This window comes from Mycobacteroides chelonae CCUG 47445 (assembly GCF_001632805.1).
GTDB lineage: Bacteria > Actinomycetota > Actinomycetes > Mycobacteriales > Mycobacteriaceae > Mycobacterium > Mycobacterium chelonae.
In genome coordinates, this window is sequence record NZ_CP007220.1 from 588,210 (window position 1) to 614,436 (window position 26,227).

Genomic DNA, 26,227 nt, shown 5'->3' on the forward strand with positions numbered 1-26,227 from the left:
ACGCCCGGCGGGCTTTTGCCGCCGGTGTGCTCTCGCTTGGTATCCCAATCGACCGTCTGGTAACGGACCACGATGTCGTGCTTGGCAATGATGGCGAAGTGATCTGATATGGCTGACTCGCAAGACAACACACCTGATTCGCCGCCGCCAAGCGGCCCGTGGCGCGAGCCCATCGCCGACGGGCTTGGCGGCGGGGACACCAAGGGCAATCCGTTCCGCCGGTCCAAGAACCCGAACAACCAGGAATTCGTGCCGCCCAGCGCCGATTACTTTCCGCAACCGACGCTCAAGCCGCCGCCTCCACTGCCGAAGACTCCCAAACTCTCACGGCGCCAACGGAACCATCAGCGTCCGATGAATCCGATATGGGAACCGGATCCGCTGAGCGCGTATGGCATGCCTCAGTACCAGAACCCGGCGCCTCAAGCTCCGCCTCAGCAGGGTGCGCCGCCGGCTCCGCCGCAGGGATACGGTGCGCCGGCCCAGCAGCCCCCGCAGAACTACTACGGGCCGCCGCCACAGAATTATTACGCTCCACCGGCGCCCTCCGCCCCGCCGCCGGGACCGCCGGCTCCAGCGGAACCCACCGCACCCGCTGCGCCCCCTCCTAACCCGGAGTGGGCAAGTCAGCTGCCGGCATGGCCTACCTCCGCGGTGGTGCCGGAACCCCCGGCCGGAGCGCCTCCCGCCGAACAACCTCAGGCCCGCGGTGAGGAAGAAGCGCCCAGGGACGAGGCACCTGACGTCGAGGTGCCTGCCGAGGTGCCGCCGCCCCCGCCCGCACCCGTTGCGCCGGCACCCGCGCCACAGATCAGGCCCGATGATGCTTCCTCGATGATTCCGGAGGGTCAGACGCCGTGGGGTGGGCAGGCGCCCCAAACACCGCCCGCACCAACGCCGCCCGTGTCATCGTGGGCACCGGCCCCACCCGTGTCTCCGGCCCCGGTGGTCCCTCCGGCGTCGTATCCTCCAGCGGCCTGGAACGCGCCCGCCGCGCCACAACGGGCGCCCTTTGTTCCCGGCCAGACGCCGTTCACGGCTGCCCGCCCCGAAGCTCCCGTGTACCGGCCGGCGCCGCAGCCCCCGCAACCATCACGACCGCAGGGGCCCAGCCACGACCAGCTTGGTCTCATTAGGTCGGTCAAGCCGCTGCCGAGAAGCGGGTGGCGTAAGGCCGTTCACCGACTCTCGGGTGGTGCGATCAACCCCGGCGAGTCTTCGGACGAGTCGCATCGCAGCGAGTTGATCGACCGAATCAACCTGCCCGTCCGCGGTGACTACCGAATCGCCGTGTTGTCCTTGAAGGGCGGCGTGGGCAAGACCACCACCACGTTCTCGTTGGGCGCCACCTTCGCCTCGTTGCGCGGTGACCGTGTGATCGCCGTCGACGCGAATCCGGACTTCGGGACGCTCGCTCAACGTGGCCCGGATGAGACACGCTCCACCGCGCGAGACCTGTTGCGTGATCCTGATATTCACCGATACTCCGATGTGCGCAGGCACACGTCGCAGAGCGCGAGCCGTCTGGAGGTGCTCGCCTCCGAACGTGATCCGGCGGCCTCCGAGCTGTTCTCCGAAGCCGACTATCTGGCGGTGATGCGGATCCTGCAGCGGTTCTACAACATCATCCTGACCGACTGCGGTACCGGACTCATGCACTCGGCGATGGCCGGTGTGCTCGGAGAGGCCAATGCCATCGTGTTGGTGACCTCGCCAGCCATCGACGGTGCGCGTAGCGCCCTTGCGACCCTGGATTGGCTTGATCACCACGGGTATTCGCACCTGGTGCGGCAATCTGTGGTGGCCATCAGCTCGTCGCGACCGGGTGCCTCCTCGATTGACCTCGAACAGCTGAGCCGGCATTTCCTCACGCGGGCCAGAGCGGTGCACATCGTCCCGTTCGACAACCATCTGTCGGAGGGCTCGGAGATCTCGTTGGATCTGATGGGCAAGAAGACCCGGTTGGCGTTCATGGAACTGGCGGCCTCGGTGGCCGATGGCTTCTACGAGGGCGGAAACACCCGGCAGACCAGCTGGGGTTAACGCTCCAGTTCGTCGGTCGTCATCAGGTCGTCGCGAACGCTGCGTTCGTGATAAGCCAGCCGCGCGACTCGATGGGCGACAACCGGGGCGGTGATGATGGTGAACAGGCCTGTGAGCACGATCATGCTGACGTCGGCATGCCCGCGCAGGCGCAGCGCGGCCCCCGCCAGAACCAGCAGCAGTCCCAACACCTGGGGCTTGGAGGCGGCGTGCATACGGGCCAACGTGTCGGGAAAACGCACCACGCCGATTGCCGCGGTGAGGGCCAGCGCGGAACCGAGTAACACCAGCGCGCCCGAGATGCCGTCGAGAAGAGTGTTCATCGCGGTTGTCTCCTCTCATCGCGGGGGTCGATCGCGGTATCGGGTACGCGGAACCGTGTCACGCTCACCGAACCGAGGAAACTGATGAGGGACAGCGCGACCATCCCGTACAGCACAGTGGAATCCAGGCTGTAGGCCGCCCATGCGGCAAGTGCGCACATGGTGACGGCCACCAGGGTGTCCACGGCAACAAGCCTGTCGAGCGTGTTGGGGCCGGCGAGCAACCGGTATGTGGTGATGGTCGCCGCGGCGATGAGCAGCACGGCCGCGATGTGCCATACGACGTTCACAGTCCCTCCCTCATCTCGGACTCGGCGGTGCCATCGTCGGGATGCCAATCGACATCGCGTTCGAAGGCTGCGATGAAAAGTCTTTCCAGTTGCCGCAGTTGGGCGTAGAAAGTCGCTACGGCCTTGGGTGAGCCCACATCCAGCACGTGCACATATGCAAGCCGGCGTTCCTGGTCTATTTCCAGGACCACCGATCCCGGGATGATGGTCAGGGTGTTGAGCAGAAGCGCCATCACCAAGTCGGATTTCACCGAAAGCTGAGCGCGCAGCACGGCACTCAACGGGGGCGCGCCCGGCCTGATCGCCAACCAGGCCACCTGCAGGCTGGACAGCACCATGTAGTACGCGACCGTGAAGGCGAGCCGGAGCATCGACCCCACATGCAGGCGGCCCTCCACCGGCAGCCGGGGCATCGGTAGCAGAACCGTGATGACCAGTGCCACCAGCAGCCCGGTAACAGTGTTGGCGACGGAGAAGTTGCCCCACAGCATCGTCCATACCAGCATGAGCCACACCAGAATCCAGATGCGCAAGATGATTTCGCGAGGGCCGTACATCGTGAGGCTTTTCATCGAGGGCCACCCCCGAGGACCGCGCTGATATATACCGCACGGTCACGGACTTCGGCGGCGGCACGATCGCTCATGCCGATGATCGGACCGGCGAATATGGTCAGCGCCACCCCGACCGCGATCAAACCCAATGTGGGCGCCAGCATGCCGGCCGGCATCCGGCCCACGTCGGCGCGGTCCACAAACGCGACTTCTTCCCCGTCATCGAGAAGCGCGGACGGTGTTGCCGCGGCGAGATCACCCTCGGGCGCGTCGGCGCGTGGCCGCCAGAACGCCTTGGTCCACACCCGTGCCACCGCATACAGGGTCAGCAGGCTCGTGATCGTACCCCCGGCCACCAAGGTCCAGGCCAGCACCGAGCCCTGCAGCGACCCTGCCTCCAGTAGTGCGACCTTGCCGATGAACCCCGAGAACGGTGGTATGCCACCGAGGTTCAATGCCGGCACCACGAACGCGAAGGCCAGTAGCGGACTCGCGGCCGCCAGACCACCCAGGCGATTCAGCGATGAGGCCCCTGCCTGGCGCTCAATGAGTCCCACCACGAGGAACAACGTTGTCTGCACGATGATGTGATGTGCCACATAGTAAATGGCGCCGGACATGCCGAGCTCGTTGGACAGTGCGATACCGAAGATCATGTACCCGATATGGCTGACCAGGGTAAAGGACAGCAGTCGTTTAATGTCACTCTGCGCGATGGCGCCCAGGATGCCGACGATCATGGTCAGCAGTGCGGCCACCAGTAGCACCGTGTTCAGAACTCCGCCCGGGAAGAGCAGCGAATGTGCGCGAATGATGGCGTACACACCTACTTTGGTGAGCAGGCCCGCGAAGACGGCGGTCACGGGTGCGGGTGCGGTGGGGTAGGAGTCGGGTAGCCACGTCGACAGTGGGAAAACCGCCGCCTTGATGGCGAAGGCCACCAACAGCACCGCGAAGATCGCCATCCGGGTACCCGACGGTATGCCGTCGGCGCGGACCGCGATTTCGGCCATATTCAGTGTCCCGGTTGCTGCGTAGACGAACGCGATACCCAGCAGGAAGACCACCGAGGACATCATCGAGACCATCACGTACGAGATGCCCGCACGCACCCGGTCACCACTGGCGCCGATGGTCAGGAGCACGAAGCTGGCGGACAGCAGCACCTCGAAACCGACGTACAGGTTGAACAGGTCGCCGGCCAGGAAGGCATTGCAGACACCGGCCGACAGCGCCAGGTATGTAGGCATGAAGATCGACACCGGCTGGCGTTCGTCACCGTCCCGAATACCCTGCGCCGCCGCGTACAGCACCACCGCGAGCAGCACGATGGCCGAGACGACCAGCATCAATGCCGAAAGCCGGTCTACCACAAGGGTGATTCCGAGCGGTCCCAGTTTCTCCTCGGTAGGCCCCCAGCCTCCGACCGCCAGTGCGAAGGTGCCGTTGCGATCTGCCAGGTAGAGCAGTACCGCGCAGACTCCGAGCACCGTGGTCAACGCCGTGACGGTGATCAGCAGTTGTAGTCGTGGGCGACGGCCCGCGATCAGCGTCAACGCTGCCGCGGCAGTCGGCACGAGGACCGGGAGCGGGGTCAGAACAGCCATGGTGTTCATGACTTCTCACCCGCCGGAAGTGCGTCGAGTTCGGAAGGTAAGTCCTCGTCGCCGGATTCGGGCGCCTCATGGTGTTCTTCCCTGCCGTCGGTGACGGGTTCGGGTGGTTCCTGGGCGACGCGCGCGTCCTCGGCGTCGTCGTCGACGACGTCGTCGGCTTCCAACGTGAACATGCGATAGATCAGTGCGAGAGTGAATGCGGCAACGCCCATGGTGATGACGATGGCGGTGAGGATCATGCCCTGGGCCAACGGATCTGCCATAGAGGTCCGGCCGGCGGACTCGCGGCCGATGATCGGCGGATTACCGGACGGGCCACCCACCGTGAGGATCAGCAGGTTCACCGCGTTGCCGACGAGAAGCAGACCCAGCACCATGCGCGTCAGGTTGCGTTCGAGCATCAGATACACGCCGCATGCGGTGAGGGCTCCGATGATGATGAGCAGTCCGAGATTGGTCATGACGCACGCACCCCTGTCCGGGCTCGTGGAGACTCTTCGAGCTCCACATCCAGGCGTGCGCCCAGGCTGCGCAGCACATCAAGTACCAGACCGACGACCACCAGGTATACGCCCAGATCGAAGAACAGCGCCGTGACGATCTTGACGTGTCCAAATCCAAGTACATCGAATTGGATTGTGGCCGAAGACAACACCGGGGCACCCAGCAAGATCGAAGCCAATGCTGTCCCGCCGGAGAATGCCAGCCCGAGCCCGAGGATCTTTCCTGCGTCGAATGGCAGTGTCTCGCCCAGCTCATACCGCCCACCGGCGAGGTAGCGCAGTACGAGAGCCAAGCCGGCCGTGAGGCCACCGGCGAATCCGCCGCCCGGAACGTTGTGCCCGGCGAAGAAGAAGTAGAACGACAACACCATGACAAGCGGGAAGATCAGCCGTGTCGCGACTTCCAGAACCAACGACCGGTGCTTGGGATCGCGCAGCTCGCTCCCGCGTAACCAGACGCTGGAGGCCACCACCACATCCGGTTGACCCGCCGCGTCCCCGACCCGGGGAGCTCTTCCGAAACGCCGGTGCCGGAACATCAATGAGGCCACGCCCGTCGCGGCAACTAGCAGTACCGAGATCTCGCCGAGGGTGTCCCAGGCGCGGATGTCCACCAGCAGCACGTTGACCGTGTTGGCGCCGTGCCCGCGCTGGTATGCGGCCTCGGGGAGCAGGTCGGCGATCGGGCGATCACGTCGTGCCGCCATCGCGTACACCCCGAGTGCCGTGACGGTGCATCCGACCGCAATCGCGAGCATGGCACGGGGCAACCGGAATCTGTTGGCCTGCTCCGCATCCGACTCGGCGGGTAGAGCGCGCAACACCAACACGAAAATCACGAGGGTCAGGGTCTCAACAAGGAACTGCGTCAGCGCCAGGTCTGGCGCCCCGTGGAGTGCGAAGATGACGCCCGTTCCGTAGCCGGTGATGCCGACGAGCAGCACCGCTGCCAGGCGGTTGCGCATGACGGTCGCGCCGATGGCGGCGGCAAGCATCAGCAGCCCGACCACTCCCTGCAGCGGCGAATCCCACAGTTTGAGGTGCGGCTCGTCGCGGGCTCCGAGTGCCAACACAATGGTCGGCAGCGTCACCAGGGTCACCAGAATGGTGGCCTGGGTGAACGGGATCGAGCCTCGTTGCGTCAGTGCGGTCAGCCGCTGGGACAGGACATCGGCACCGCGCAGAACGGCGTCGTAGCCGCGGTCCGCGTTACCCAGCGGGTTGACGGCGAGCCGGGCCTTGCGCAGGCGTCCCCGCGAGAAGAACGCGAAGATACCGACCGCGAACGCGATCGCGGTAAGCAGCAGCGGTATGCCGAAGCCCTCCCAGATCGCGATATGCGCGTCGACAGGATTGGCGTAGCTGCCCAGAGCCCAGTTGAGCCAGTCGGGCAGTATCCCGGCCGCGATGCTCGCCACCGACAGCACGGCGGGTGCCACCAGGAAGGCGGGTGCCGGAGCGTGCATGCCCTGAACGCGGGCGCTTGGCTCGGGTAAACCCTTGCGTGCGAACGCTCCCCAGATGAATCGCATGCTGTACGTGATGGTGAACATCGATCCGACGACTATCCCCGCCAACACCCAGGGGGCGGAAGAACCGAGCGCCTGACTATGCAGCACCGTCGCGAAGGCCAGTTCCTTACCGACAAATCCGAGGGTCAGTGGCACCCCCGCCATGCTCGCGGCGGCCAGCCCGGCAATCACCAGTAGAGACGGTTCGCGTCTTCCGAGCCACGCCAACTTGCGGATATCGCGGGTCCCGACGGTGTGGTCGATGATTCCCACCACCATGAACAGTGCCGCCTTGAACAGGGCGTGCGCGCACAGCATGACCAGCCCGGCCAACAGGATGTCGGGGTCACCGGTGCCGGTGAGCACCACCAGGAATCCGAGTTGGCTCACCGTGCCGAAGGCCAGGATCAGCTTGAGGTCGTACTCGCGCAGGGCGCGCCAGCCCGCCAGGATCATGGTGGCGATGCCCAACACCAGCACGATGGGCCGCCACGGTGTCGCCTCGGCGAACCCGGGCGACATTCGGGCCACCAGATATATACCTGCCTTCACCATGGCCGCGGCATGTAGATATGCGCTGACCGGGGTTGGTGCGGCCATGGCACCGGGAAGCCAAAAGTGCAGGGGGACAATGGCGGACTTGCTCAGTGCGCCGATCAGTATCAGCACCAGACCGACGCTGGCGGCCATACCCGATGGCGGGTCTGCGATCAGGTCGGAGAGCAGGAAGCTTCCGCCGATATGGCCGAGCACGATGATCCCGACCAGCATCGCCAGCCCACCAGCAGTCGTCACCAGCAGTGCCTGTACCGCCGCGCGGCGACTCGCGAGCCGTTCTGCGTAGTGACCCACCAAGAGGAAGGACAGCACGGTCGTCAGTTCCCAGAAGATGTACAGCAGCAGGAGGTTGTCGCTTATCACCAGGCCGAACATGGCCCCGGAGAAGGCCACCAGCTCGGCAGCGAAACTCGGAAGCCGCGGCTCGGTGTGCCCGTCCCGATGCCGGAAGTAGCTCGCGCAATAGAACAGCACCAGCGACCCGATGCCGAGCACCAGCACGCTCATGATCGCGGCCAGCGAGTCGAAGCGCAGAGAGATATCCATCGCCAGCTCGGGCACCCAGGGGATGTCGATACGGGTGTCGGCCCCGGCGGCAGGCCATCTTGCCAATACCCAGATCAGCGAACCTAAAGGGACCAGGGCAAGGGGATAGAACGCCAGTCGGCCAACGCGCGCCACAAGTAGCGGCGCCATCGCGGCGGCAAGTGCGTGGGCAAGCAGAATGGCAAGCAAAGGCACTCCCGTCTATCGGTTGTTGGGCGGGGTGTCGTGCTGCTTAGTTTACGGGGCGCTCGTCGATTGGCGCGACGCAACCCTTTTCAGCGGTTGTCAGCAAACGCGCGCAGGGATGCTACCTGCACGGGATCCAATGACGGACGTACTGTGGCCCGCGCGGTTTCGATATCGCCGACTGTCACATCGGCGGCGTCGATGGATCGCCGCATGGCAGCCATCGCAGCTTCGCGTAGCAGCGCCGCACAGTCGGCGGCCGAGAAGCCGTCCAGGTCAGCTGCCAGGGCGTCCAGATCTACATCGGCGTCCAGGGGCACCGCCCGCGCCGCCGTCTTGAGAATGTCTTTGCGGGCCTGGGCATCCGGCGGCTCGACGAACACCAGGCGTTCCATCCGGCCTGGACGCAGCAGCGCCGGGTCGATGAGTTCGGGCCGGTTGGTGGCGCCGAGCACCACCACATCGCGCAGCGGTTCCACCCCGTCCAGTTCGGTCAGCAGAGCCGCCACCACGCGATCGGTGACACCCGAGTCGAAGCTCTGCCCGCGCCTCGGCGCCAGTGCGTCCACCTCGTCCAGGAAGACCAGTGATGGCGCCGAATCGCGTGCCCGCCGAAACAGCTCGCGCACCGCCTGCTCGGAGGCGCCGACCCACTTGTCCATCAGCTCGGCGCCCTTGACAGCGTGCACCGACAACCGTCCAGAGCTAGCCAGCGCCCGCACCACGAAGGTCTTTCCGCAGCCGGGCGGTCCGTACAGCAGGACCCCACGGGGCGGGTCAACGCCGAGGCGCTCGAAAGTGTCCGGATGCTGCAAGGGCCACAGGACGGCCTCTGTCAGAGCCTGTTTGGTGGCTACCATGTCGCCGACGTCGTCGAGAGTTATCGACCCGACGGCCACTTCCTCAGTGCTGGAACGGGACAGCGGTCGGATCACCGACAGCGCGCCGACAAGATCTTCCTGGGTCAGCGCGGGGGCGCTGGCCTTCTCGCTGGCCCGTGCCGCTGCCCGCAATGCGGCTTCGCGGACCAGCGCGGCCAGATCGGCCACCACAAAACCCGGTGTTCGCGCGGCGATCTCGTCGAGCTGCAGGTCCTGCGCCGGTACCTTCGCCAAGAGAACTTCCAGCAGTGACTTACGGGTGGCGGCGTCGGGCAGGCTCAGGCCCAGCTCGCGGTCACAGAGCTCGGGAGCACGAAGGCGCACGTCGATGGCGTCGGGATGCGCGGTCGTCGCGATGAACGCAACGCCGGAAGTGGCTACCGCTGAACGTAGTTCGGCGAGGATGAGTGTCGCCACGGGCTCTGCGGTGGCCGGCAGCAGGGCGTCGATGTCGGAGATCAGCAAGACGCCGCCAGACTGCCGGATCCGGCTCACGGCCTCCCGTATCGCGGTGAGACGTCCTTCCGCGGTGGTGGCCCCCACTTCCGGCCCGTCCAGCTCGACGAGCGTGCGTGGTGCACACACCGCGCGCGCCAGCGTCGTCTTGCCGACTCCGGCGGGACCAGATATCAGAACACCCAGATTCGGCTGCGCACCCAGTGTTTTCAGCAGGCCGGGCTCATCGAGGGCGAGCTTGAGCCACTCGGTGAGCCGGGTCGCCTGCGCCCGGGAGCCCTTGAGGTCCTCCACGGATATCGCGGCGGGGGGCTCGGGTGAAGGAGCCGCAGCGGCGACGGCTTCGGCAGGTAGAGCCGTCTGTTGCGCATTGGGGCTCAACGGGTTTGCGCCCTGCCAGCTGACAAGAGAATTGGGTTGCACGCTGCCCGGACCGGCCGGATCGACCGCGGTCACCGTGAGCAACTCGGAGGTCCAGGTGATCCCCACCGAACGGGCCAGTGTCGTCGTAGCCTCCGACGTGGACGTGCCGGGTCCGAGGTCCCGTGGCAGCAGCGACACGGTATCCCCAACGGTCATGACCTTGCCCAGTAGCGCCAGCCGAAGTGTCGCGGACGAAACAGATTGAGTGGCAAGAGAGGAACCGCTGACGCTGACCGACCGTGCGCCATACACCGTCACGGGGGCGACGATGACCGACGCGTCCTCGCGCAACCCCGCGTTGGACAGCGTGACATCGTCGAGCAAGGCAGTGCCGGCCGGAACTGAGCGCGGCGCCACCCCGACGACAGCCGCCGTTGTTCGTGATCCCGTCAGAGAAATCGCATCCCACTCCCGGATGCCAAGGGCTGCAATCGCTTCTGGATGCAAGCGGACCACGCCGCGCCGCGAGTCGACAGCCGAGGTGTTGAGGCGAGCGGTGAGAGTCAGCGACGGGCCGCTGGGGCGAAGAGCATCGGGATGTTCGCTCATGCGTACCTAGCGCGGCCCACCGGGCCGGCGCAACCCCAGACGCTCCGCCGTGCGCCGCTTGGGGAGCGCGGCTTGCCGGAAGGCGCGACGCTGGTCCCGGCGCTGATCGCGACGTAGATCCCGGCGCTCCTTGGGTTTGGCATCCCACGACTCGGGTCGGGCCGCCACCCAGCGCTGACTGCGCCAGGCGAACGGGATATGGGCCAGGTAGACAACGATCAGAATCAGCAGCAGTACGTACGGGTATTGCAGCAGTCCAGCGGCGGCCACAGTCACCAGCGCGAGCAGCAGGACCACCATGCGGGGCGGCACGGAGACGGATTTCATGGCCGCGGTGGGGATCTGGCTGACGATGAGCATGGACACGAACACCATCCATGCGCATATCGCCCATACCGACGACCACCACCCGTCGCCGAATTGCAGCCAGGCAGCCAACGGGGCCAGCACCATCAGAGCGCCCGCGGGGGAGGGCACTCCGACGAAATACTCCTTGGTGAACGCGGGCTGAGAATCGTCGTCGAGCAATGTGTTGAAGCGAGCCAGCCGCAGCACGATGCACACCGCGTAGAGAAGCGAAAAGACCCATGCTGTCGGGGTATCCGACAGCATGGAGATGTACAGCACCACCGCGGGCGCGACGCCGAAGTTCACCGCGTCGGCCAGCGAGTCGATCTCCGCGCCCATCCGCGATGTCGCGTCCAACAGCCGGGCGATCCTGCCGTCGAGACCGTCGAGGATCGCTGCCGCGGCGATCAGGGTCAGCGAGATATAGGGCTTTCCGTCGAACGCGAACTTGATCGAGGACAGGCCACCGCAGATCGCCAGCACCGTCATCACACTCGGCAGAATCCGGATGTGTACGGGGCGCTTTGAGGACGCGGCTTGGTTCATGACTGCGCCGCTTACGCGTTATCGGTGGAGGACGGCAGCTCGGCCAGCACGGTCTCGGCGCCCACGGCTCGCTGCCCCGGCTGGACAAGAATTTTCGACCCCTCGGGCAGGTAGGTGTCCACCCGGGAACCGAATCGGATCAATCCGTAGGTGTCGCCGATGGACAACTGGTCACCGACCTTGGCGTGGCAGATGATCCGGCGTGCGATGAGTCCTGCGATCTGGACCACCACCACATCGTGCCCGGTGCGAGTACGGATCTGCACGCTGTTGCGTTCGTTGGCGACGCTCGCCTCGGCACGGTCGGCCGACAGGAACTGCCCACTGCGGTGGATGACGGCAGTCGCCTCACCGGCGACGGGGACCCGCTGCACGTGAACATCGAACACCGACAGGAAGATGCTGATGCGGGGGAGTGGCTCGGCGGGCAGCCCCAGTTCCGGCGGAGGTACCGCGCGATCGACCAAGCAGATCTGGCCGTCGGCCGCGGCCACCACCACATCGGCACGGTTGGGTGGGATACGCGGAGGATGCCGGAAGAATCCGGCGCACGCGCCCGCGAGCGCCAGACCGGTGCCGCGAATCCAACGATTCTTGAAACCAAGTCCCGCCAGCCCAACTCCACCGGCGATGAACGGGAGTCCTGCCGGATGGATCGGTGGGATCGTCGTGCGGATGAGTTCGACGATATGCGGGATGCCGGAGTCCGGCTCTGAACCTACGGGGCGGGGGCGTCTTGCCACCGGACCATCCTAGTGATGCGGGCATGCAGTTGGGGACGTGGTTCCCCAGACGCCGTTGTCAGGTCGTGCCTCCCGAGGGGTATCAACGAGTCACCTGAGTAATACACCTTTACGGTGCAGTCGGGTCGTATTCGCTCTTGGGCACCAACGAGTGCGAGTCTCACGCGAAAATCTGTCGTGAAATCCGCGTGAGGCTCGCACTCGAGTTCTCAGTGCTCCGCGGTGACTAGACAATCAACCGCCGTGATCAGCTCAGATTCCACACGCTGACGGTGGTCCCCGCCGCGAGTTCGGTGACATCTTCGGGGATGTCCAGCAGGCAGTTCGAGGCCGCAAGCCATCTCAAATGATGCGATGCGGGAGGTCCGACAGCCGTCACGGTCCCCTTGTCGGCATCCCAGCACCCGCGCCGGAACTGCCGCTTACCCGCAGGCGCGGAGATCGGATCGGTGAGGACGGCCTCATGGCGCGCCCGCGCAGGCGCCAGCCCCATCGCTGCGCGTAACGGCTCGCGAATGAACACTTCGAACGACACCAGCGCGCTGACGGGATTGCCGGGCAGGGTGAGCACCGGGACGCCATTGACGTGTCCTGCTCCCTGCGGTTTGCCGGGCTGCATGGCCACCGAGACGAACTGGACACCGGCGTCGGTGAGTGCGTCCTTGACCACCTCGTAGGCTCCGGCGCTGACCCCACCGGTGGTGATCACCAGGTCGGCCTGGGCGCCGAATTCGTCGAGTACTGCGAGGAATTGCTCGACGTCGTCTGCGACGGTCGGCGCCACCACGGCGTCGGCCCCGGCCTCCTGGACAGCGGCGGCAAGCATGACGGCGTTGGATTCATAGATCTGCCCGGGCTTGAGGTCGGTGCCCGGGGGCACCAACTCGCTGCCGGTGGAGGCGATAACCACCCGCAGGCGCGGATGCACAGTCAGCTCTTCGAGTCCGAGTGCCGCCGCAAGACCCAACGCCGGCGCCATCAGTCGGGTGCCGGCGTTCAGTACGGTGTCGCCGACCCGCACATCCTCGCCGGCGGACCGGATGTGTTGGCCGGCGCGGGGTTCTTCGGTGATGGCCACGGTTTCGGTGCCGCCGTCGGTGACTTCGACGGGCACCACCGCGGTGGCACCGGCGGGAAGGGGCGCACCCGTCATGATCCGGTGCGCGGTACCGGGTTTGAGCGTCAGGACGTCGGTGCGCCCGGCAGGGATGTCCTCAGTGACCGGAAGTGTCACCGGATTGGTGGGCGAAGCCCCCGCGAGGTCGTCGCGGTGGACCGCATACCCATCCATCGCCGAGTTGTCGAACACCGGCAGATTCAGTGGCGCGATCACGTCGGCGGCCAGGACCAGTCGCTCAGCCGCACCGACCGGTACCCGGACAAGCGCGGGCGCCTGGATCAATCCCGCGACGACTTGCTGGTGTTCGGCGACGGAACGCATCGGCTCATTATTGCCCGACCAGCCAGCGCATACCGCACGCAGGGGTTTCGCCGAGTTCGTTGTGCCCGGTATGCCCTCGGCGTGCGCCGCGCACAGCATGGCGGGAAAATAGCGCCATGACCGTCGGCGGAGTGCTCTTCGATATCGACGGGGTCCTGGTGACCTCGTGGGAGCCGATCGACGGCGCCGCGCAGGCTCTCAGGGCGCTGGAGGGTGACGACGTTCGTCGTTGCTTCTTGACGAACACCACCTCGCGTACCCGAGTTCAGATCGCGGAGCTGCTGACAGCAGCAGGCCTGGCGGTGCCCGCCGACGAGGTGATTACCGCCGCAATGTTGACCGCCGATCACGTGATCGCGCAGCACCCCGGCGCCCGGTGTTATCTGCTGAATGACGGCGACATCACCGCCGATATGCCCGGGGTCGACTTCGTCGAATCCCTCTCCGATGATCCTGACGTCATCATTCTTGGTGGAGCCGGTCCGCAGTTCGATCATGTGGCGCTGAGCCGGGTATACGACCTGATGGCTCAGGGAATTCCGGTGGTCGCGATGCATCGCAACGCGGTGTGGAGCACACGCGAGGGATTGCGCGTCGATACCGGTGTGTACCTGGCGGGCATGGAGCAGATATCGGGGCGCAAGGCCGTCGCTGTCGGCAAGCCCGCCCCGGCCGGGTTTCAGCTGGCCGCCGAGCGGATGGGGTGCGAGCCGGATCAAGTCGTGATGGTGGGCGACGACCTGCATGTCGATGTGCTGGCAGCCCAGGTGGTCGGGATGACGGGTGTGCTGGTGCGCACCGGGAAGTTCCGTCAGGACACCCTCGACAGATGGGCTGCCGATCAGTATTCGATGCAACCTGCGTACGTCATCGATTCGATCGCCGATTTGCCGTCCTTGTTGTCGGACTTGTGAGCCAGAATCTGCTTCATGATCGACCACTTCGGTATCAACTGCGCGGACCTGCGGGCCGCGGCCGCGTTCTATGACAAGGTGCTCGGGGTTCTCGGGTACACGCGACAGATGGATTTCGGTGTCGCCATCGGGTACGGGACCGCAGGAAAGCCTGACTTTTGGATCGGCGGCGGTGATGCCGCGGGCGGCCCCAATCGTGAGATCCACGTTGCCTTCTCTGCCGAGAGCACCGAGAAGGTTGACGAGTTCTTCACGACGGCGACGGGTGAAGGCGCCGAGGCGCTCCACGCGCCGCGGTTATGGCCGGAGTATCACCCGGGTTATTACGGTGCGTTCGTCCGCGACCCTGACGGCAACAATGTCGAGGCGGTGTTTCACGGGGCCGCGCCGGCCTAAGAGCCCGGAGTGACAATCGGCGCCGACGCGCTGGTCGGTTCCCGGGCCGGCGAAGCCGGCTTGACGGGTGCCGCGCCGGCGGGCATGACGATCGGAGGCGGTGCGGCGCCCTGTTGACCGGCGGCATCGGTGTCCGAGTCGGGTTCGGGTGGCCAGTCCACACTTGTCGGGGGCCAACTCTCGGCCTTGTCGCCGCCGGTCGCGGCGGCTGGGGGAGCGCATCCTTGCGCTGCGCCGAAGTCGCCGGGGCTGCAGTTGTCGGCCCGTGCCACGGATACCGGACCGACAGTGAGGCTTGCACTCAGGGCGGTGGCGACGATCAGCCGTGCCATTCGGTGGCGTTGTGGTCGCGCGCGGGCCGGGCTCATAGCGAAAGAATGTCCCCGTACACGTTCACACTGTCGTCGGACTTGTCGGTGTCGATCAGCGCCGTCGTGAAGAACCTGATGGAGACCGGTCCGCCACAGGCGTCGACTTTCACATGGGCGTCGTGAACCACGATTTCGCCGGTGCGTCCTTTGAGGGCCTTCTTGCCGAGCACGATGTTCTTGATGGTCCCCGGAAGCAGATTGACTGAGATGCTCCCGTTGACCTCTGCATAAGGGCCGACCATGGCCAGCAGATTGCTGCCGCCGGAGAAGCCGGGACTGACCCCCGCGTCGGCGCCGACGTCGACGCTTCCGCCTTCGCTGAGGTCGATCTGGCAGCCCAGCTGCAACCCCATGACGAGGGTTCCGGAGTTGACCGGAACCGCGCCGTTGCCGTCGATGCTGGCGAGGGCCTTGCCGGTGACAAACCCCTCTCGTGTGAATGCTGTGGCGGCCATGTTTGGCACGGAGTTGATCGTCATCCGCGACAGCGCGGCGCTCAGATGCCAGCCGTCGTCGGTATCGGCCGACTGGCTGACGTCGGCGACCGGCAGCGGGTCTGCCGCAGCCACTCCCGTGCTCGAGCACAGGAGTGAAATTACAAGGGTGGCAACAGAAGTAAGTTTGCGCACGGACCCGCCTTACATGCAGTAGGTGGCCAAGCTCAGTGATCCGGCGATGAGCGTATTGACCCCTGCTGTGGGATTCCTGGTATCGAACACCGGGAGAACTGTGAATAAGCAGGCTGGGCAGCGCGGTGGATCTGGGGCAGGATGCGGGTGTGACCGCACACTGGACCACCGCCGACATCCCCGACCAGGCGGGACGCGTCGCCATCATCACCGGTGCCAATACTGGGCTGGGCCTGGAGACGGCCCGCGCGTTGGCGGCCGCGGGGGCGCAGATCGTTCTTGCGGTCCGCGATCTGGACAAGGGTGCGGCCGCTGTCGAAGAGATCAGGAAGACCACGCCCGCAGGCAACCTCGCGCTGCAGCGCCTAAATCTATCTTCACTCTCGGATATCCGTTCTGCTGCTGAACAATTGGGTGCCCGATACCCGCAGATCGATCTGCTCATCAATAACGCCGGGGTGATGTATCCGCCCAAGGGCAACACCGCGGACGGTTTCGAGCTGCAGTTTGGCACCAACCATCTGGGTCATTTCGCCCTCACCGCCCTGCTGCTGGAGAACCTGACGACGGTGCGTGGCTCCCGCGTCGTAACCGTCAGCAGCAACGGCCATAAGTTCAGGGCTGCAATACATTTCGATGACTTACAGTGGGAACGCGACTACAGCCGGGTGGGGGCCTACGCTCAGTCGAAGCTGGCCAATCTGTTGTTCACCTACGAGCTGCAGCGGCGCCTCGAGGCCGCGGGGGCAGAGACGGTGGCGCTGGCCGCGCATCCCGGTGCGTCGGGTACCGAGTTGATGCGTCACATCACCTTCGGTCCGGAAGCGCTCAGTGCGGCGGTGTTGAAACTCGCCCAGAGCCCGGCCATGGGTGCGTTGCCCAGTCTGCGTGCCGCCACGGACCCAACCGCCGTCGGTGGCCAGTACTACGGGCCCTCGGGCTTCGGTGAGCTTCGTGGGTATCCGAAGGTGGTCAAGTCCACTAGACAGTCACATGATCAGGCTCTGCAACAACGGCTTTGGTCCGTCTCCGAAGAATTGACCGGAGTGACGTTCCCCGTCTAAATCCTTCCCGCCGACTGTCGACTTTCTGTGTCGCCGAGCGAGAAATCACACGATAAGTCGACACTCGGCGGTTTAGAGCTCCCGATGCAGGGTGCGCACGGCGACGATGCGTTCCTTGAGCTGGTCGCGGGTGGCCGCGGCCACCGGGGGGCCTCCGCACCGCCTGCGTAGCTCATTATGAATCCAGCCGTGGGGTTTACCCGACTTGAAGTGTGTCGCCGACACCAAGGCGTTGAGCTCGCGACGCAGCTCGCGCAGCTGACCGTGCGTCGAAGTGATTTCAGGGGGCACCTCGCCGGAAGCGGTGCGCTTGGTGAGCTGCTCTTCTTGCCTGCGCCGCAACAGATCTCGCATCTGATTTGGATCGAGCAGGCCGGGAATGCCGAGATACTCGGCTTCCTCCTCGCTGCCCGCGGGCGTCGCGGTGCCAAAGGATGCTCCGTCGAAGATCACCTGATCCAGTTCGGCACTGGCACTGAGCGATTCGAAGCCCTTCTCTTCCTCGCCCGGCTCGGTGCGCTTGCGCTCCACCGGCTCCTCATCGCCCATCGGCTCGCGATGCGGTTTGCCGAGTACGTGATTGCGCTGCTCTTCCAACAGGCTGGCGAGCTCCAGCAGTGTCGGTACCGAGGGCAGGAAGATGCTGGCCGTCTCACCTTGCGTTCGGGAGCGCACATACCGACCGATCGCCTGGGCGAAGAACAGCGGCGTCGAGGCGCTTGTCGCGTACACGCCGACGGCAAGGCGCGGCACGTCGACGCCCTCGGACACCATGCGCACCGCGACCATCCACTCACTGGTGCTGTTGGAGAACTGCGCGATGCGATCCGAGGACTTCGGGTCGTCCGAGAGCACCACCGTGGGTTCCGATCCGGTGATGGTGGTCAGCAGTTTCGCGTAGGCGCGGGCCGCCTTCTGGTCGGAGGCGATGATCATGGCGCCGGCATCGGTCATACCGCCATTGCGCTTCTGCTGCAGCCTCGCGTGGGCGGCGCGCAGCACCGCGGGTATCCATTCGCCGTTGGGATCCAAGGTGGTGCGCCAGGCCCGCGCGGTCTGCTCGGCGGTGAGTGGTTCGCCGAGGCGTGCGGCATGTTCCTCGCCGGCACTATCGCGCCAACGGGCCTCGCCCGAGTACGCCATGAACACCACGGGACGCACCACGCCGTCGGCCAGCGCCTCGGAGTAGCCGTAGGTGTGGTCGGCTTGCGAGCGCTGGAAGCCCGCGCCGTCGGGCTCATAGTTGATGAATGGGATCGGGCTGTCGTCACTGCGGAACGGGGTTCCGGTCAACGAGAGGCGCCGGGTTGCGTCGTCGAAGGCTTCGCGAACCGCTTCACCCCAGCTTTTGGCATCTCCGGCGTGGTGGATCTCGTCGAAGATCACCAACGTGCGGTGGTTCTCCGTGCGAACCCGGTGCCGGGTGGGGTGACTTGCCACCTGCGCATAGGTGACGACGACTCCGTGATATTCCGAGGAGTTCTGTGCGTCCGAGTTGCTGAATCTCGGGTCCAGGGACAGCCCGAAGGAGGTGGCCGCCTGAGCCCACTGGACCTTGAGGTGTTCGGTGGGCACCACGACGGTGATCTTGTCGACCGTACCGTCGGCCAGCAGCTCGGTAGCAATCCGCAGGGCAAACCTAGTTTTCCCTGATCCCGGGGTCGCGACCGCCAGGAAATCTCGGGGCTTGGCGGCCAAATACCGCACTAATGCCCTACGCTGCCAGCCCCGCAATGTATGGGTGCTGGGCGCCTCTACAGCCCGCACCCGTCAGACTCCTCACTGATTGGACTGCAGACTAGCGCAACGGATTACGGGAGTGCATCCCGACGGGCGTGGCGGGCACCGCGTGTCGTGTCACCAGAGTGACAGTCGGCGACAATCAGCACAGTGCCTGCCACTTTCCGTTCAGCTCACTTCACCGGGAAGATCACGTCGGTGAGTTCTTCAGATACCGACCACAACCGTCGCTGCAAATCGAGGTCATAGGATTGCTCGCTCGATGCGACGACCTTGGGGTTACCGCGTTGTTCGCCGAATCCATCCGGCCCGTAGTACTGGCCGCCCAGGGCTGCAGGGTCGGTGGCGGCCCGCAAGGTGGGCAGCGCACCCATATCGGCCCCCTGGACCAGCAATGGCGCCACGACGTTGAAAACGGCCCGGACCCACAGCGGAGAGTTGCGGGCCAGCTCGGTGTTGGAGCCGCCGGGGTGCGCCGCCAGGGCAGCCGTGTTGGTGCCCGCCAGGCGCCGCTGCAGTTCGTAGATGAACAACAGATTGGCCAGCTTCGATTGCCCATAGGCCGAGACCCTGTTGTAGTCGCGTTCCCATTGCAGGTCATCGAAGTGGATCCCGGCGCGAATACGGTGCCCGATGCTGGAGACGGTCACCACGCGTGAACCCTCGACAGGTAGCAGGTGGTCCAGGAGCAGGCCGGTGAATGCGTAGTGCCCCAGGTGATTGGTGCCGAACTGCAGCTCGAAGCCGTCGGCGGTGGTGGACTTCTCCGTCCACATGACCCCGGCGTTGTTGATCAGCAGGTCGATCTTGTCGTAGCGCGACTTGAGCTCGTCACTGGCCCGGCGTACGGACTCCAGCGAGGAAAGGTCCAACGGCTGCAGGGTCACGTCGGCGTTCGAGTGGGCCGCGGTGATCGCGTCGGCCGCTGCCTTTCCCTTCTCCGTATTGCGCACCGCGAGCACAACGTGGGCGCCGTGCGCGGCGAGCGCCTTGGCGGTCTCCAGCCCGAGACCGGTGTTGGCACCGGTGATGATCGCGACGCGACCGGTCTGATCGGGGATGTCGGTGGTATTCCATTTGGTCATGAGGGCTCCTTGGGTAATATCTTCAGTAACCGGGGCGGCTACTCCGCTTACGAATATACGGAACGTGCGCCCCGCTTTGTCAAGGCGTGTCGGAACCTCGAGGAGTGTGAGATGGATCAACCTGCCCGGCCCTTGCGTGCTGACGCCGCCCGCAACCGTGCGCGAGTCCTGGAGGTTGCCTATCAAACGTTCGCCGAAGAGGGGCTCGGTGTTCCGATCGACGAGATCGCGCGGCGCGCGGGAGTGGGTGCCGGGACCGTCTACCGGCATTTTCCGGCCAAGGAGGATCTGTATCGCGCCGTCGCGGAAGATCGGATGAGCACGGTGATCGGCAAGGGGCGCGAGCTACTGGAGTCGGCCGATCCGGGTGAGGCGCTGTTCGGATTCCTGCGCGTGATGGTCGAGTGGGGTGGGACCGATCAGGGATTGGTGGACGCCCTGGCCGGTGCGGGCGTCAGTGTCGAAGCTCTTATCCCGCAGATCGAGGAATCCTTCTATGCGGTCCTGGGTGATTTGGTGCAGGCCGCGCAGCAGGCGGGCACGGTGCGCTCCGATATCGGCGTGCACGAGGTAAAGGCGCTCCTCGTCGGGTGCCAGGCCATGCAGAGCTACAACAAAGAGGTCTCGCAGCAGGTCACCGACGTTGTCTTCGACGGGCTACGGCCGCGTCGTTAGGCGCCTCATAGGTATGGCCGTGTTCGCGGCTCAGGGTTGCCGTTCCCGAAATCCGGCGAGCAGTCTTTCTCGCAGCGCCGCACTGGGGCCCTCCTGCGGGAGCTGGCTCAAGATCGACACGGTGGATTTGTACTGGTTCAGGTAGTTCACGCATCCGTCGCACTCCAACAGATGTGCCTCGAGCTTCGCGCGCTTGACCGGTGATAGCGAATCGTCCAGGTACTCCGTGATCAGTTCGACGAGTTCGTCGCAGTTCATTTAGCTCACGTCCTTCATGTAGTCCTCGAGTCCTTGGCGCACTGCCGCCCGTCCGCGATGCAGGAGTACGCGCTGGTTGGCCGAGGTGATTCCCAGGTGTTCGGCGACCTCCTTCGAATCGAGTCCCAAGAGGTCCCGCATCGTCACCACGACGCGCTGCATCTGCGGCAGCCCGTCGAGTTGCAGAACTACATGGGCGAGCAGCTCTTCGGAGAGCACCAGGTTCTCCGGTGTCTCGGGAAACGAATGAGGGGCGGCGTCGTCGCGCCAGTGGCCCACCCACTCGCCGGTGTCCCGGAAACGGCCCGGGTCGACGGTCCCTCCGGTGAATGCCGCAATGGCCTTCGCGGTATCGCGACGTTCGCGGATTCCCCGTTCCTTGGCGATGTTGATCAGGATGGTGAACAGCCAGGTGCGCAGCGACGATCGACCTTCGAATGCGGCGATCCCCTTGCACAATGCGAGCCAGGCCTCCTGCACTACCTCTTCGGCGATCTCGCGGCTTCTCACATAGCTGCGCGCGAGCTGCAGCATCGCGGGCGTGTACGCGTCCACAACCTGCGTGAACGCGCCCTCGTCGCCGGCTTGTAGCGAAGCGACGAGGGCTGCTTCAGCGTCGCGTGAGGGCATCGACCAAGGTCCAGGCGGAGATGCCGAGGAGCGCGACATCCTTGATGAGGAATTGCCCGGTCGAGGACAGCACCGGGAACCCTCCGGCCGCGCTCTCGAACACCCCCGGTGTGCTGAACAGGAAGCTCACAGTGGTGGCGAACATGCCGATGGCCATGAGGCTGCCGACTGCTGAGAGCCGGGGCAACCACGGCTTGACGGAGAGCAGGACCGCGATCGTGATTTCCACGATTCCTAGTAGCGATGAGAACGTGGTGACCGAGAAAACGTTGTATACCCAGGACATCAGCGGACTGTGGGACACCAGCGGCACGATGCCGTTGGCCTCGAACTCGGTGAACTTCAGCATGCCGATCCAGGCGATGACGATCGCGAGTCCATATCGCGCCAGAGCGACCCCGGCGCGCGCCAAGGGCGCTTCCGGTTCGATGTGACGCTGCAGTTGAGCGGTGATCATGGCGACTCCTCTACTGATGGGGATGGTGACACGACTGAGTGCTCTGCAGGACGCAAAGCGTTACAGCATCGCGGTGAGACCGAAGGGTGCGACGTGGGTATCGACGTCCGTCCACATCACCACGGCTTTTGATCTGGAGCCGACATCGTGTTTGTTGGCCCGGGCTTCGGCCAATCGCCCTTGCACTCGCCATGTCCGAGTGCTAAAAATGGCATTGGCACTCACGACCGGTGAGTGCTAGGCCGGGACGGTGAGGCCGCAGCCCACACAGCTGCGTCCGTCCGTCGCGGGCACTGAGCCCGGCCAAAGAACGTGCCACCCCCTATACGGAGGAATCACTTCGCAATGGCCAAGACAATTGCGTATGACGAAGAGGCCCGCCGCGGCCTGGAGCGGGGCCTCAACGCCCTCGCTGACGCGGTCAAGGTGACGCTGGGCCCCAAGGGTCGCAACGTCGTCTTGGAGAAGAAGTGGGGCGCCCCCACGATCACCAACGATGGTGTGTCCATCGCCAAGGAGATCGAGCTGGAGGACCCGTACGAGAAGATCGGCGCTGAGCTGGTCAAGGAAGTTGCCAAGAAGACTGACGACGTCGCGGGTGACGGCACTACTACCGCCACCGTGCTTGCCCAGGCTCTGGTCAAGGAAGGTCTGCGTAACGTCGCTGCCGGCGCCAACCCGCTCGGCCTGAAGCGCGGCATCGAGAAGGCCGTGGAGGCCGTCACCAGCTCTCTGCTGGACTCCGCCAAGGAGATTGACACCAAGGAGCAGATCGCGGCCACCGCGGGCATCTCCGCGGGTGACCAGTCCATCGGTGATCTGATCGCCGAGGCCATGGACAAGGTCGGCAACGAGGGTGTCATCACCGTCGAGGAGTCCAACACCTTCGGCCTGCAGCTGGAGCTCACCGAGGGCATGCGCTTCGACAAGGGCTACATCTCGGGTTACTTCGTGACCGACGCCGAGCGTCAGGAAGCCGTCCTGGAGGATCCCTACATCCTGCTGGTCAGCTCCAAGGTCTCGACTGTCAAGGACCTGCTTCCCTTGCTGGAGAAGGTCATCCAGGGTGGCAAGCCGCTGCTGATCATCGCCGAGGACGTTGAGGGCGAGGCTCTCTCGACCCTGGTCGTGAACAAGATCCGTGGCACCTTCAAGTCCGTCGCCGTCAAGGCTCCGGGCTTCGGTGACCGTCGCAAGGCGATGCTGCAGGACATGGCGATCCTCACCGGTGGCCAGGTCGTCAGCGAAGAGGTCGGCCTCTCCCTGGAGACCGCCGACATCTCCCTGCTCGGGCAGGCTCGCAAGGTCGTCGTCACCAAGGACGAGACCACCATCGTCGAGGGCGCGGGCGATTCCGACGCCATCGCCGGTCGCGTGGCGCAGATCCGCAGCGAGATCGAGAACAGCGACTCCGACTACGACCGCGAGAAGCTGCAGGAGCGCCTGGCCAAGCTGGCCGGCGGTGTTGCGGTGATCAAGGCCGGAGCTGCCACCGAGGTGGAGCTCAAGGAGCGCAAGCACCGCATCGAGGACGCCGTTCGCAACGCGAAGGCCGCCGTCGAAGAGGGCATCGTCGCCGGTGGTGGCGTCGCCCTGCTGCAGGCTGCCCCCGCGCTGGACTCGCTCTCGCTCGAGGGTGACGAGGCCACGGGTGCCAACATCGTCCGGGTGGCGCTGTCGGCTCCGCTGAAGCAGATCGCCTTCAACGGTGGTCTGGAGCCGGGTGTCGTCGCGGAGAAGGTCGCGAACCTTCCTGCGGGCCACGGCCTGAACGCGGCGACCAACGTGTACGAGGACCTGCTCGCGGCCGGCGTTGCCGACCCCGTGAAGGTGACCCGCTCGGCGCTGCAGAACGCGGCGTCCATCGCGGCGCTGTTCCTCACCACCGAGGCCGTTGTTGCCGACAAGCCGGAGAAGGCCGCCGCACCTGCGGGCGACCCGACCGGTGGCATGGGCGGTATGGACTTCTAAGTCCACCAACGAAGAAGGCCCGGTCTGCGTCATGCAGGCCGGGCCTTTTCGTTGTTCACTCCGTGTGCCGAGTGGGAATCTGGCGTGGGAAATTGGGTCGATTCTCTCGTGAGATTCCCACTCGGCTTGCGGGCCGAGGTTTACACCGGTGCTGGTGCGATGATGCCGCCGGTCAGACGCCGGTAGGTGTAGACGTGAATCAGACCGGATAGGGCCGCAATCGTCGGGTAGGCGATGATGCCGCCCAAGCCGCAGGTGATGAATGTCGCCGCGACACCGGCGAAAGCGACAGCCAAGGTGATCAGGAACACGAGCAGGGCCTGTGCCAGATTGTCTTTGACGATCTGAAAGCTGGCCTTGATCGCATCGACGGGGCCCAGGCCGCGGTCGACGGCGAAGAACACGGCGTACTGGGCGAAGAACCCGAAGATGATTCCGCCGATGATCAAGAAGCTTCCGATCAGCACTCCGAGCGCGACCAAGAGCGCGGTCCCCGCGTAGGCGCCGAAACTGCGGGCGCGGAAGAAGGTTCCGAAGCTCACGGGCTTACCGTCGGCGACATCGAGATTGGCGCTGACGATGCAGGCGCCCACGTAGAGGCTGACGGCGAACACCACCGCGTAGAGCAGGATGATGATGGCGATGGCTCCGCCGGAGAATTCGGGTCCCTCATACGAGTATGAGTACGAGGAGCTGGAATCACCGCCGTAGCCGCTGGTGCTGGTCTGCGGCAGGCTGGCGATCAGAATCGCGTAGACGATCCCGAACGGCACACCGATCGCAAGGAACCAGACCAGATACGGCGGAATGAAGGTTCCGAAGCGCTTGGTGACCTGGGCCCACGACCAGGTCCACGACTCACCGGCGCTGAACGGTCCTTGCGGTGGCCATGGAGCCTGCGGCGGATAGCCGTAGCCAACAGGCGGATATCCCTGGGGAGGGGGCGGGAATTGTCCACCCGGGTACTGGGGGGCTCCCGGCGGAGGACCCGGCTGGTACCCGGGTTGATATCCGGGCGGCGGGGGCGGCTGGTACCCCGGGGGCGGCTGGTGTGGGTCGTACGCTGACGGATCGCCCGCAGCGGGCGGCTCCTGTGGTGGGTAAGTCACCGATTCAGGCTAGCAATGAACATGTTTGCTGAGCCGGGAATTCGCGGGTGTCGCAGTGTCGCGGGCCGTGGCTATCAGGTGCGCGCGGCGGCATGGCACAGGCTGTGGCCGTCCGCTACGAAACCGGACGTGGGCCTGTCGTAGTCGCGGTACGACCAGGGCAGTGCCAGATCGGCGTTGTCCGCCACGGCCTTTGGTGAGAACTCCGCCATGGCAGCGGCGTCCTCATGACGGGCGAACACGTTCTGCACGTAGCGATGCCCGGTGTCGGGTGCGGTGAAAACCACCGCGCGCTCGGGGTTGCGTTCCTTCTCCCATTGCGCGGCAAGGAACGCCGCTCCAGTGGACAGTCCCGCGAAGACCGCGTGCCTGCGCAGTAGTTCGATGGCACCTGACTGTGCGGCGCCAAAGCCGATCCAGTGCACCGTGTCGTACAGGCTTGGGTCCACATTCTCGAAGGGAATGGAGCTGCCGATGCCGGCAATGATGATGTCAGGGTCATCGAGATGTTCCGCGTCGAAAGTCACCGAGCCGAACGGCTGTATCCCCGCCAAGCGGGTATCGGGTGCATCGACGCGCAGCTCGGTGGCGAGGCTGCCGGTTGATGCGCCGGTACCCACGCCGCCGACAAGGGTCAGCGCGGTGTCCCCGAGTTCGCGCCGGATCTGGTGAGCAATCGGGCGGTACCCGGCGTAGTGAATGTCGTCGTGATACTGGCGCATCCAGTGGTAGTTGGGCTGCTCGCGCAGAATCTCGTGGATGCGGGCAACCCGGCGGTTCTGATCCAGTTTCAGGTTCGGAGTCGGGGGCATCTGCTCGAAGTGCGCGCCCAGGATGGCCAGCTGGACGCGCAGTGTCTCGTCGACCGTGGTGGAACCCACGATGTGACATTTCAGGCCGTGGCGATGTGCGGCCAGCGCCAGGGCGTGCGCGTAGATACCACTGGAGCTGTCGAGGAGGGTCGTCTCGCGATCAATCGCGCCGCTGTCCAGCAGCTGCTGCACGGCCGCCATGGCCGAAACAACCTTCATGGTCTCGAATCGCAGACAGAACATCCCGTCGGCCAACTGAATCAGGTCGGGGCGCCCCACCGACTCTGCGAAATGTCTGTCCACTCTCAGCTGCCAGCCCTTCTGATCGTATTTGCCCTGTATGTCGACGACGTCGCTACCGCGCCTGCACGTAGTGTGGCGCGTCCGGTGCCATCGGCAACGTAGACGTGGGGGCCGTTGCCCGGTAAGACCGGGCTGCGATGATGTGTGCACCCATTCTGTAACAGTCCCGCATGCTGCGCCGAGGCGCGCCGGGTACGGGTCGCGTACTTGGGAATGAGAATCGGGCGGCGCTTCCCGAAGGTCGTCTCAGCTACTGTCACGTCCGAGTGGTCGTCGCTGTGCGGTCAATAGTTCCC

25 protein-coding genes are annotated in these 26,227 nt (G+C 65.1%); 6 read left to right on the forward strand and 19 right to left on the reverse strand.

Going from position 1 to position 26,227, the window contains the following annotated elements; genetic code table 11:
- The first annotated feature begins 108 nt into the window (after window positions 1–108).
- The gene (locus BB28_RS02965; RefSeq protein WP_046252461.1) at window positions 109–2,043 is read left to right on the forward strand and encodes a MinD/ParA family ATP-binding protein; all 1,935 of its coding nucleotides are present in this window, start codon (window positions 109–111) and stop codon (window positions 2,041–2,043) included.
- Here BB28_RS02965 and mnhG read toward each other — a convergent pair.
- From mnhG to moeA, 10 genes are all read right to left on the reverse strand, one after another.
- Window positions 2,040–2,366 carry a monovalent cation/H(+) antiporter subunit G gene (gene mnhG, locus BB28_RS02970; protein ID WP_046252462.1) on the reverse strand — a complete coding sequence of 109 codons (327 nt, stop codon included), beginning with the start codon at window positions 2,364–2,366 and terminating at the stop codon, window positions 2,040–2,042. The two genes, BB28_RS02965 and mnhG, sit on opposite strands and share 4 nt — an antisense overlap.
- Complete coding sequence (locus BB28_RS02975) at window positions 2,363–2,656, reverse strand: monovalent cation/H+ antiporter complex subunit F (RefSeq protein WP_046252463.1); 294 nt, start codon at window positions 2,654–2,656, stop codon at window positions 2,363–2,365. The genes mnhG and BB28_RS02975 overlap by 4 nt, the downstream gene beginning before the upstream one ends.
- On the reverse strand, window positions 2,653–3,228 hold the full coding sequence (locus BB28_RS02980; RefSeq protein WP_046252464.1) for a Na+/H+ antiporter subunit E: 576 nt from the start codon (window positions 3,226–3,228) through the stop codon (window positions 2,653–2,655). The genes BB28_RS02975 and BB28_RS02980 overlap by 4 nt, the downstream gene beginning before the upstream one ends.
- Window positions 3,225–4,817, reverse strand: coding sequence for a Na+/H+ antiporter subunit D (locus BB28_RS02985; RefSeq protein ID WP_046255482.1), 1,593 nt, complete (start codon window positions 4,815–4,817; stop codon window positions 3,225–3,227). The genes BB28_RS02980 and BB28_RS02985 overlap by 4 nt, the downstream gene beginning before the upstream one ends.
- A gap of 5 nt (window positions 4,818–4,822) precedes the next feature.
- On the reverse strand, window positions 4,823–5,287 hold the full coding sequence (locus BB28_RS02990) for a Na(+)/H(+) antiporter subunit C (protein WP_046252465.1): 465 nt from the start codon (window positions 5,285–5,287) through the stop codon (window positions 4,823–4,825).
- Window positions 5,284–8,133 (reverse strand): Na+/H+ antiporter subunit A, encoded by a 2,850-nt coding sequence (locus BB28_RS02995; protein ID WP_046255483.1) that lies wholly within the window; start codon window positions 8,131–8,133, stop codon window positions 5,284–5,286. Before BB28_RS02995 ends, BB28_RS02990 begins: the two co-directional genes overlap by 4 nt.
- Before the next feature lie 86 nt (window positions 8,134–8,219).
- Window positions 8,220–10,439 (reverse strand): AAA family ATPase, encoded by a 2,220-nt coding sequence (locus tag BB28_RS03000; protein ID WP_046252466.1) that lies wholly within the window; start codon window positions 10,437–10,439, stop codon window positions 8,220–8,222.
- Between the two features lie 6 nt (window positions 10,440–10,445).
- Window positions 10,446–11,333, reverse strand: a complete 888-nt coding sequence (gene pssA / locus BB28_RS03005; protein ID WP_046252467.1) for a CDP-diacylglycerol--serine O-phosphatidyltransferase — start codon at window positions 11,331–11,333, stop codon at window positions 10,446–10,448.
- A gap of 11 nt (window positions 11,334–11,344) precedes the next feature.
- Window positions 11,345–12,076, reverse strand: a complete 732-nt coding sequence (locus BB28_RS03010; protein WP_046252468.1) for a phosphatidylserine decarboxylase — start codon at window positions 12,074–12,076, stop codon at window positions 11,345–11,347.
- Between the two features lie 247 nt (window positions 12,077–12,323).
- Entirely contained in the window at window positions 12,324–13,517 is a 1,194-nt protein-coding gene (moeA, locus tag BB28_RS03015; RefSeq protein ID WP_046255484.1) for a molybdopterin molybdotransferase MoeA, read from the reverse strand.
- Between the two features lie 116 nt (window positions 13,518–13,633).
- Here moeA and BB28_RS03020 point away from each other — a divergent pair, with 116 nt between their 5' ends.
- Both BB28_RS03020 and BB28_RS03025 read left to right on the forward strand, forming a co-directional pair.
- Window positions 13,634–14,431: an HAD-IIA family hydrolase gene (locus BB28_RS03020; RefSeq protein ID WP_046252469.1), complete on the forward strand. Its 798-nt coding sequence runs from the start codon at window positions 13,634–13,636 to the stop codon at window positions 14,429–14,431.
- Between the two features lie 15 nt (window positions 14,432–14,446).
- Window positions 14,447–14,827 carry a VOC family protein gene (locus tag BB28_RS03025; RefSeq protein WP_046252470.1) on the forward strand — a complete coding sequence of 127 codons (381 nt, stop codon included), beginning with the start codon at window positions 14,447–14,449 and terminating at the stop codon, window positions 14,825–14,827.
- Here BB28_RS03025 and BB28_RS03030 read toward each other — a convergent pair.
- On the reverse strand, window positions 14,824–15,195 hold the full coding sequence (locus BB28_RS03030) for a hypothetical protein (protein ID WP_109550418.1): 372 nt from the start codon (window positions 15,193–15,195) through the stop codon (window positions 14,824–14,826). The two genes, BB28_RS03025 and BB28_RS03030, sit on opposite strands and share 4 nt — an antisense overlap.
- A complete protein-coding gene (locus BB28_RS03035) occupies window positions 15,192–15,767 on the reverse strand; it encodes an MspA family porin (RefSeq protein ID WP_081342997.1) in 576 nt (191 codons plus the stop codon). The genes BB28_RS03030 and BB28_RS03035 overlap by 4 nt, the downstream gene beginning before the upstream one ends.
- A gap of 209 nt (window positions 15,768–15,976) precedes the next feature.
- On the opposite strand from BB28_RS03035, the gene BB28_RS03040 reads away from it, so the two are divergent.
- Window positions 15,977–16,891 carry an SDR family NAD(P)-dependent oxidoreductase gene (locus tag BB28_RS03040; RefSeq protein ID WP_046255485.1) on the forward strand — a complete coding sequence of 305 codons (915 nt, stop codon included), beginning with the start codon at window positions 15,977–15,979 and terminating at the stop codon, window positions 16,889–16,891.
- A 72-nt stretch (window positions 16,892–16,963) separates the two neighbouring features.
- Here the strand turns inward: BB28_RS03040 and BB28_RS03045 are convergent, their stop codons facing one another.
- Window positions 16,964–18,658: a DEAD/DEAH box helicase gene (locus BB28_RS03045; RefSeq protein WP_046252473.1), complete on the reverse strand. Its 1,695-nt coding sequence runs from the start codon at window positions 18,656–18,658 to the stop codon at window positions 16,964–16,966.
- A 146-nt stretch (window positions 18,659–18,804) separates the two neighbouring features.
- On the reverse strand, window positions 18,805–19,716 hold the full coding sequence (locus BB28_RS03050) for an SDR family NAD(P)-dependent oxidoreductase (protein WP_046252474.1): 912 nt from the start codon (window positions 19,714–19,716) through the stop codon (window positions 18,805–18,807).
- Between the two features lie 111 nt (window positions 19,717–19,827).
- Between BB28_RS03050 and BB28_RS03055 the strand changes: the two genes are divergently transcribed.
- Window positions 19,828–20,391 (forward strand): TetR/AcrR family transcriptional regulator, encoded by a 564-nt coding sequence (locus tag BB28_RS03055; protein ID WP_046252475.1) that lies wholly within the window; start codon window positions 19,828–19,830, stop codon window positions 20,389–20,391.
- Window positions 20,392–20,421: 30 nt separating this feature from the next.
- On the opposite strand, the gene BB28_RS03060 is transcribed toward BB28_RS03055, so the two are convergent.
- From BB28_RS03060 to BB28_RS03070, 3 genes are read right to left on the reverse strand one after another with little or no spacing between them, the layout of a single operon-like run.
- Window positions 20,422–20,649, reverse strand: coding sequence for an anti-sigma factor family protein (locus BB28_RS03060; RefSeq protein ID WP_046252476.1), 228 nt, complete (start codon window positions 20,647–20,649; stop codon window positions 20,422–20,424).
- Complete coding sequence (locus tag BB28_RS03065) at window positions 20,650–21,279, reverse strand: RNA polymerase sigma factor (RefSeq protein WP_046252477.1); 630 nt, start codon at window positions 21,277–21,279, stop codon at window positions 20,650–20,652.
- Entirely contained in the window at window positions 21,260–21,736 is a 477-nt protein-coding gene (locus tag BB28_RS03070; protein ID WP_046252478.1) for a YkgB family protein, read from the reverse strand. Before BB28_RS03070 ends, BB28_RS03065 begins: the two co-directional genes overlap by 20 nt.
- Window positions 21,737–22,081: 345 nt before the next feature.
- Here BB28_RS03070 and groL point away from each other — a divergent pair, with 345 nt between their 5' ends.
- Complete coding sequence (gene groL / locus BB28_RS03075; RefSeq protein ID WP_030095704.1) at window positions 22,082–23,707, forward strand: chaperonin GroEL; 1,626 nt, start codon at window positions 22,082–22,084, stop codon at window positions 23,705–23,707.
- A 140-nt stretch (window positions 23,708–23,847) separates the two neighbouring features.
- On the opposite strand, the gene BB28_RS03080 is transcribed toward groL, so the two are convergent.
- Both BB28_RS03080 and BB28_RS03085 read right to left on the reverse strand, forming a co-directional pair.
- Window positions 23,848–24,816, reverse strand: a complete 969-nt coding sequence (locus BB28_RS03080; RefSeq protein WP_064393361.1) for a hypothetical protein — start codon at window positions 24,814–24,816, stop codon at window positions 23,848–23,850.
- A gap of 74 nt (window positions 24,817–24,890) precedes the next feature.
- The gene (locus BB28_RS03085; RefSeq protein WP_046252479.1) at window positions 24,891–25,931 is read right to left on the reverse strand and encodes a pyridoxal-phosphate dependent enzyme; all 1,041 of its coding nucleotides are present in this window, start codon (window positions 25,929–25,931) and stop codon (window positions 24,891–24,893) included.
- Window positions 25,932–26,227 lie beyond the last annotated feature (296 nt).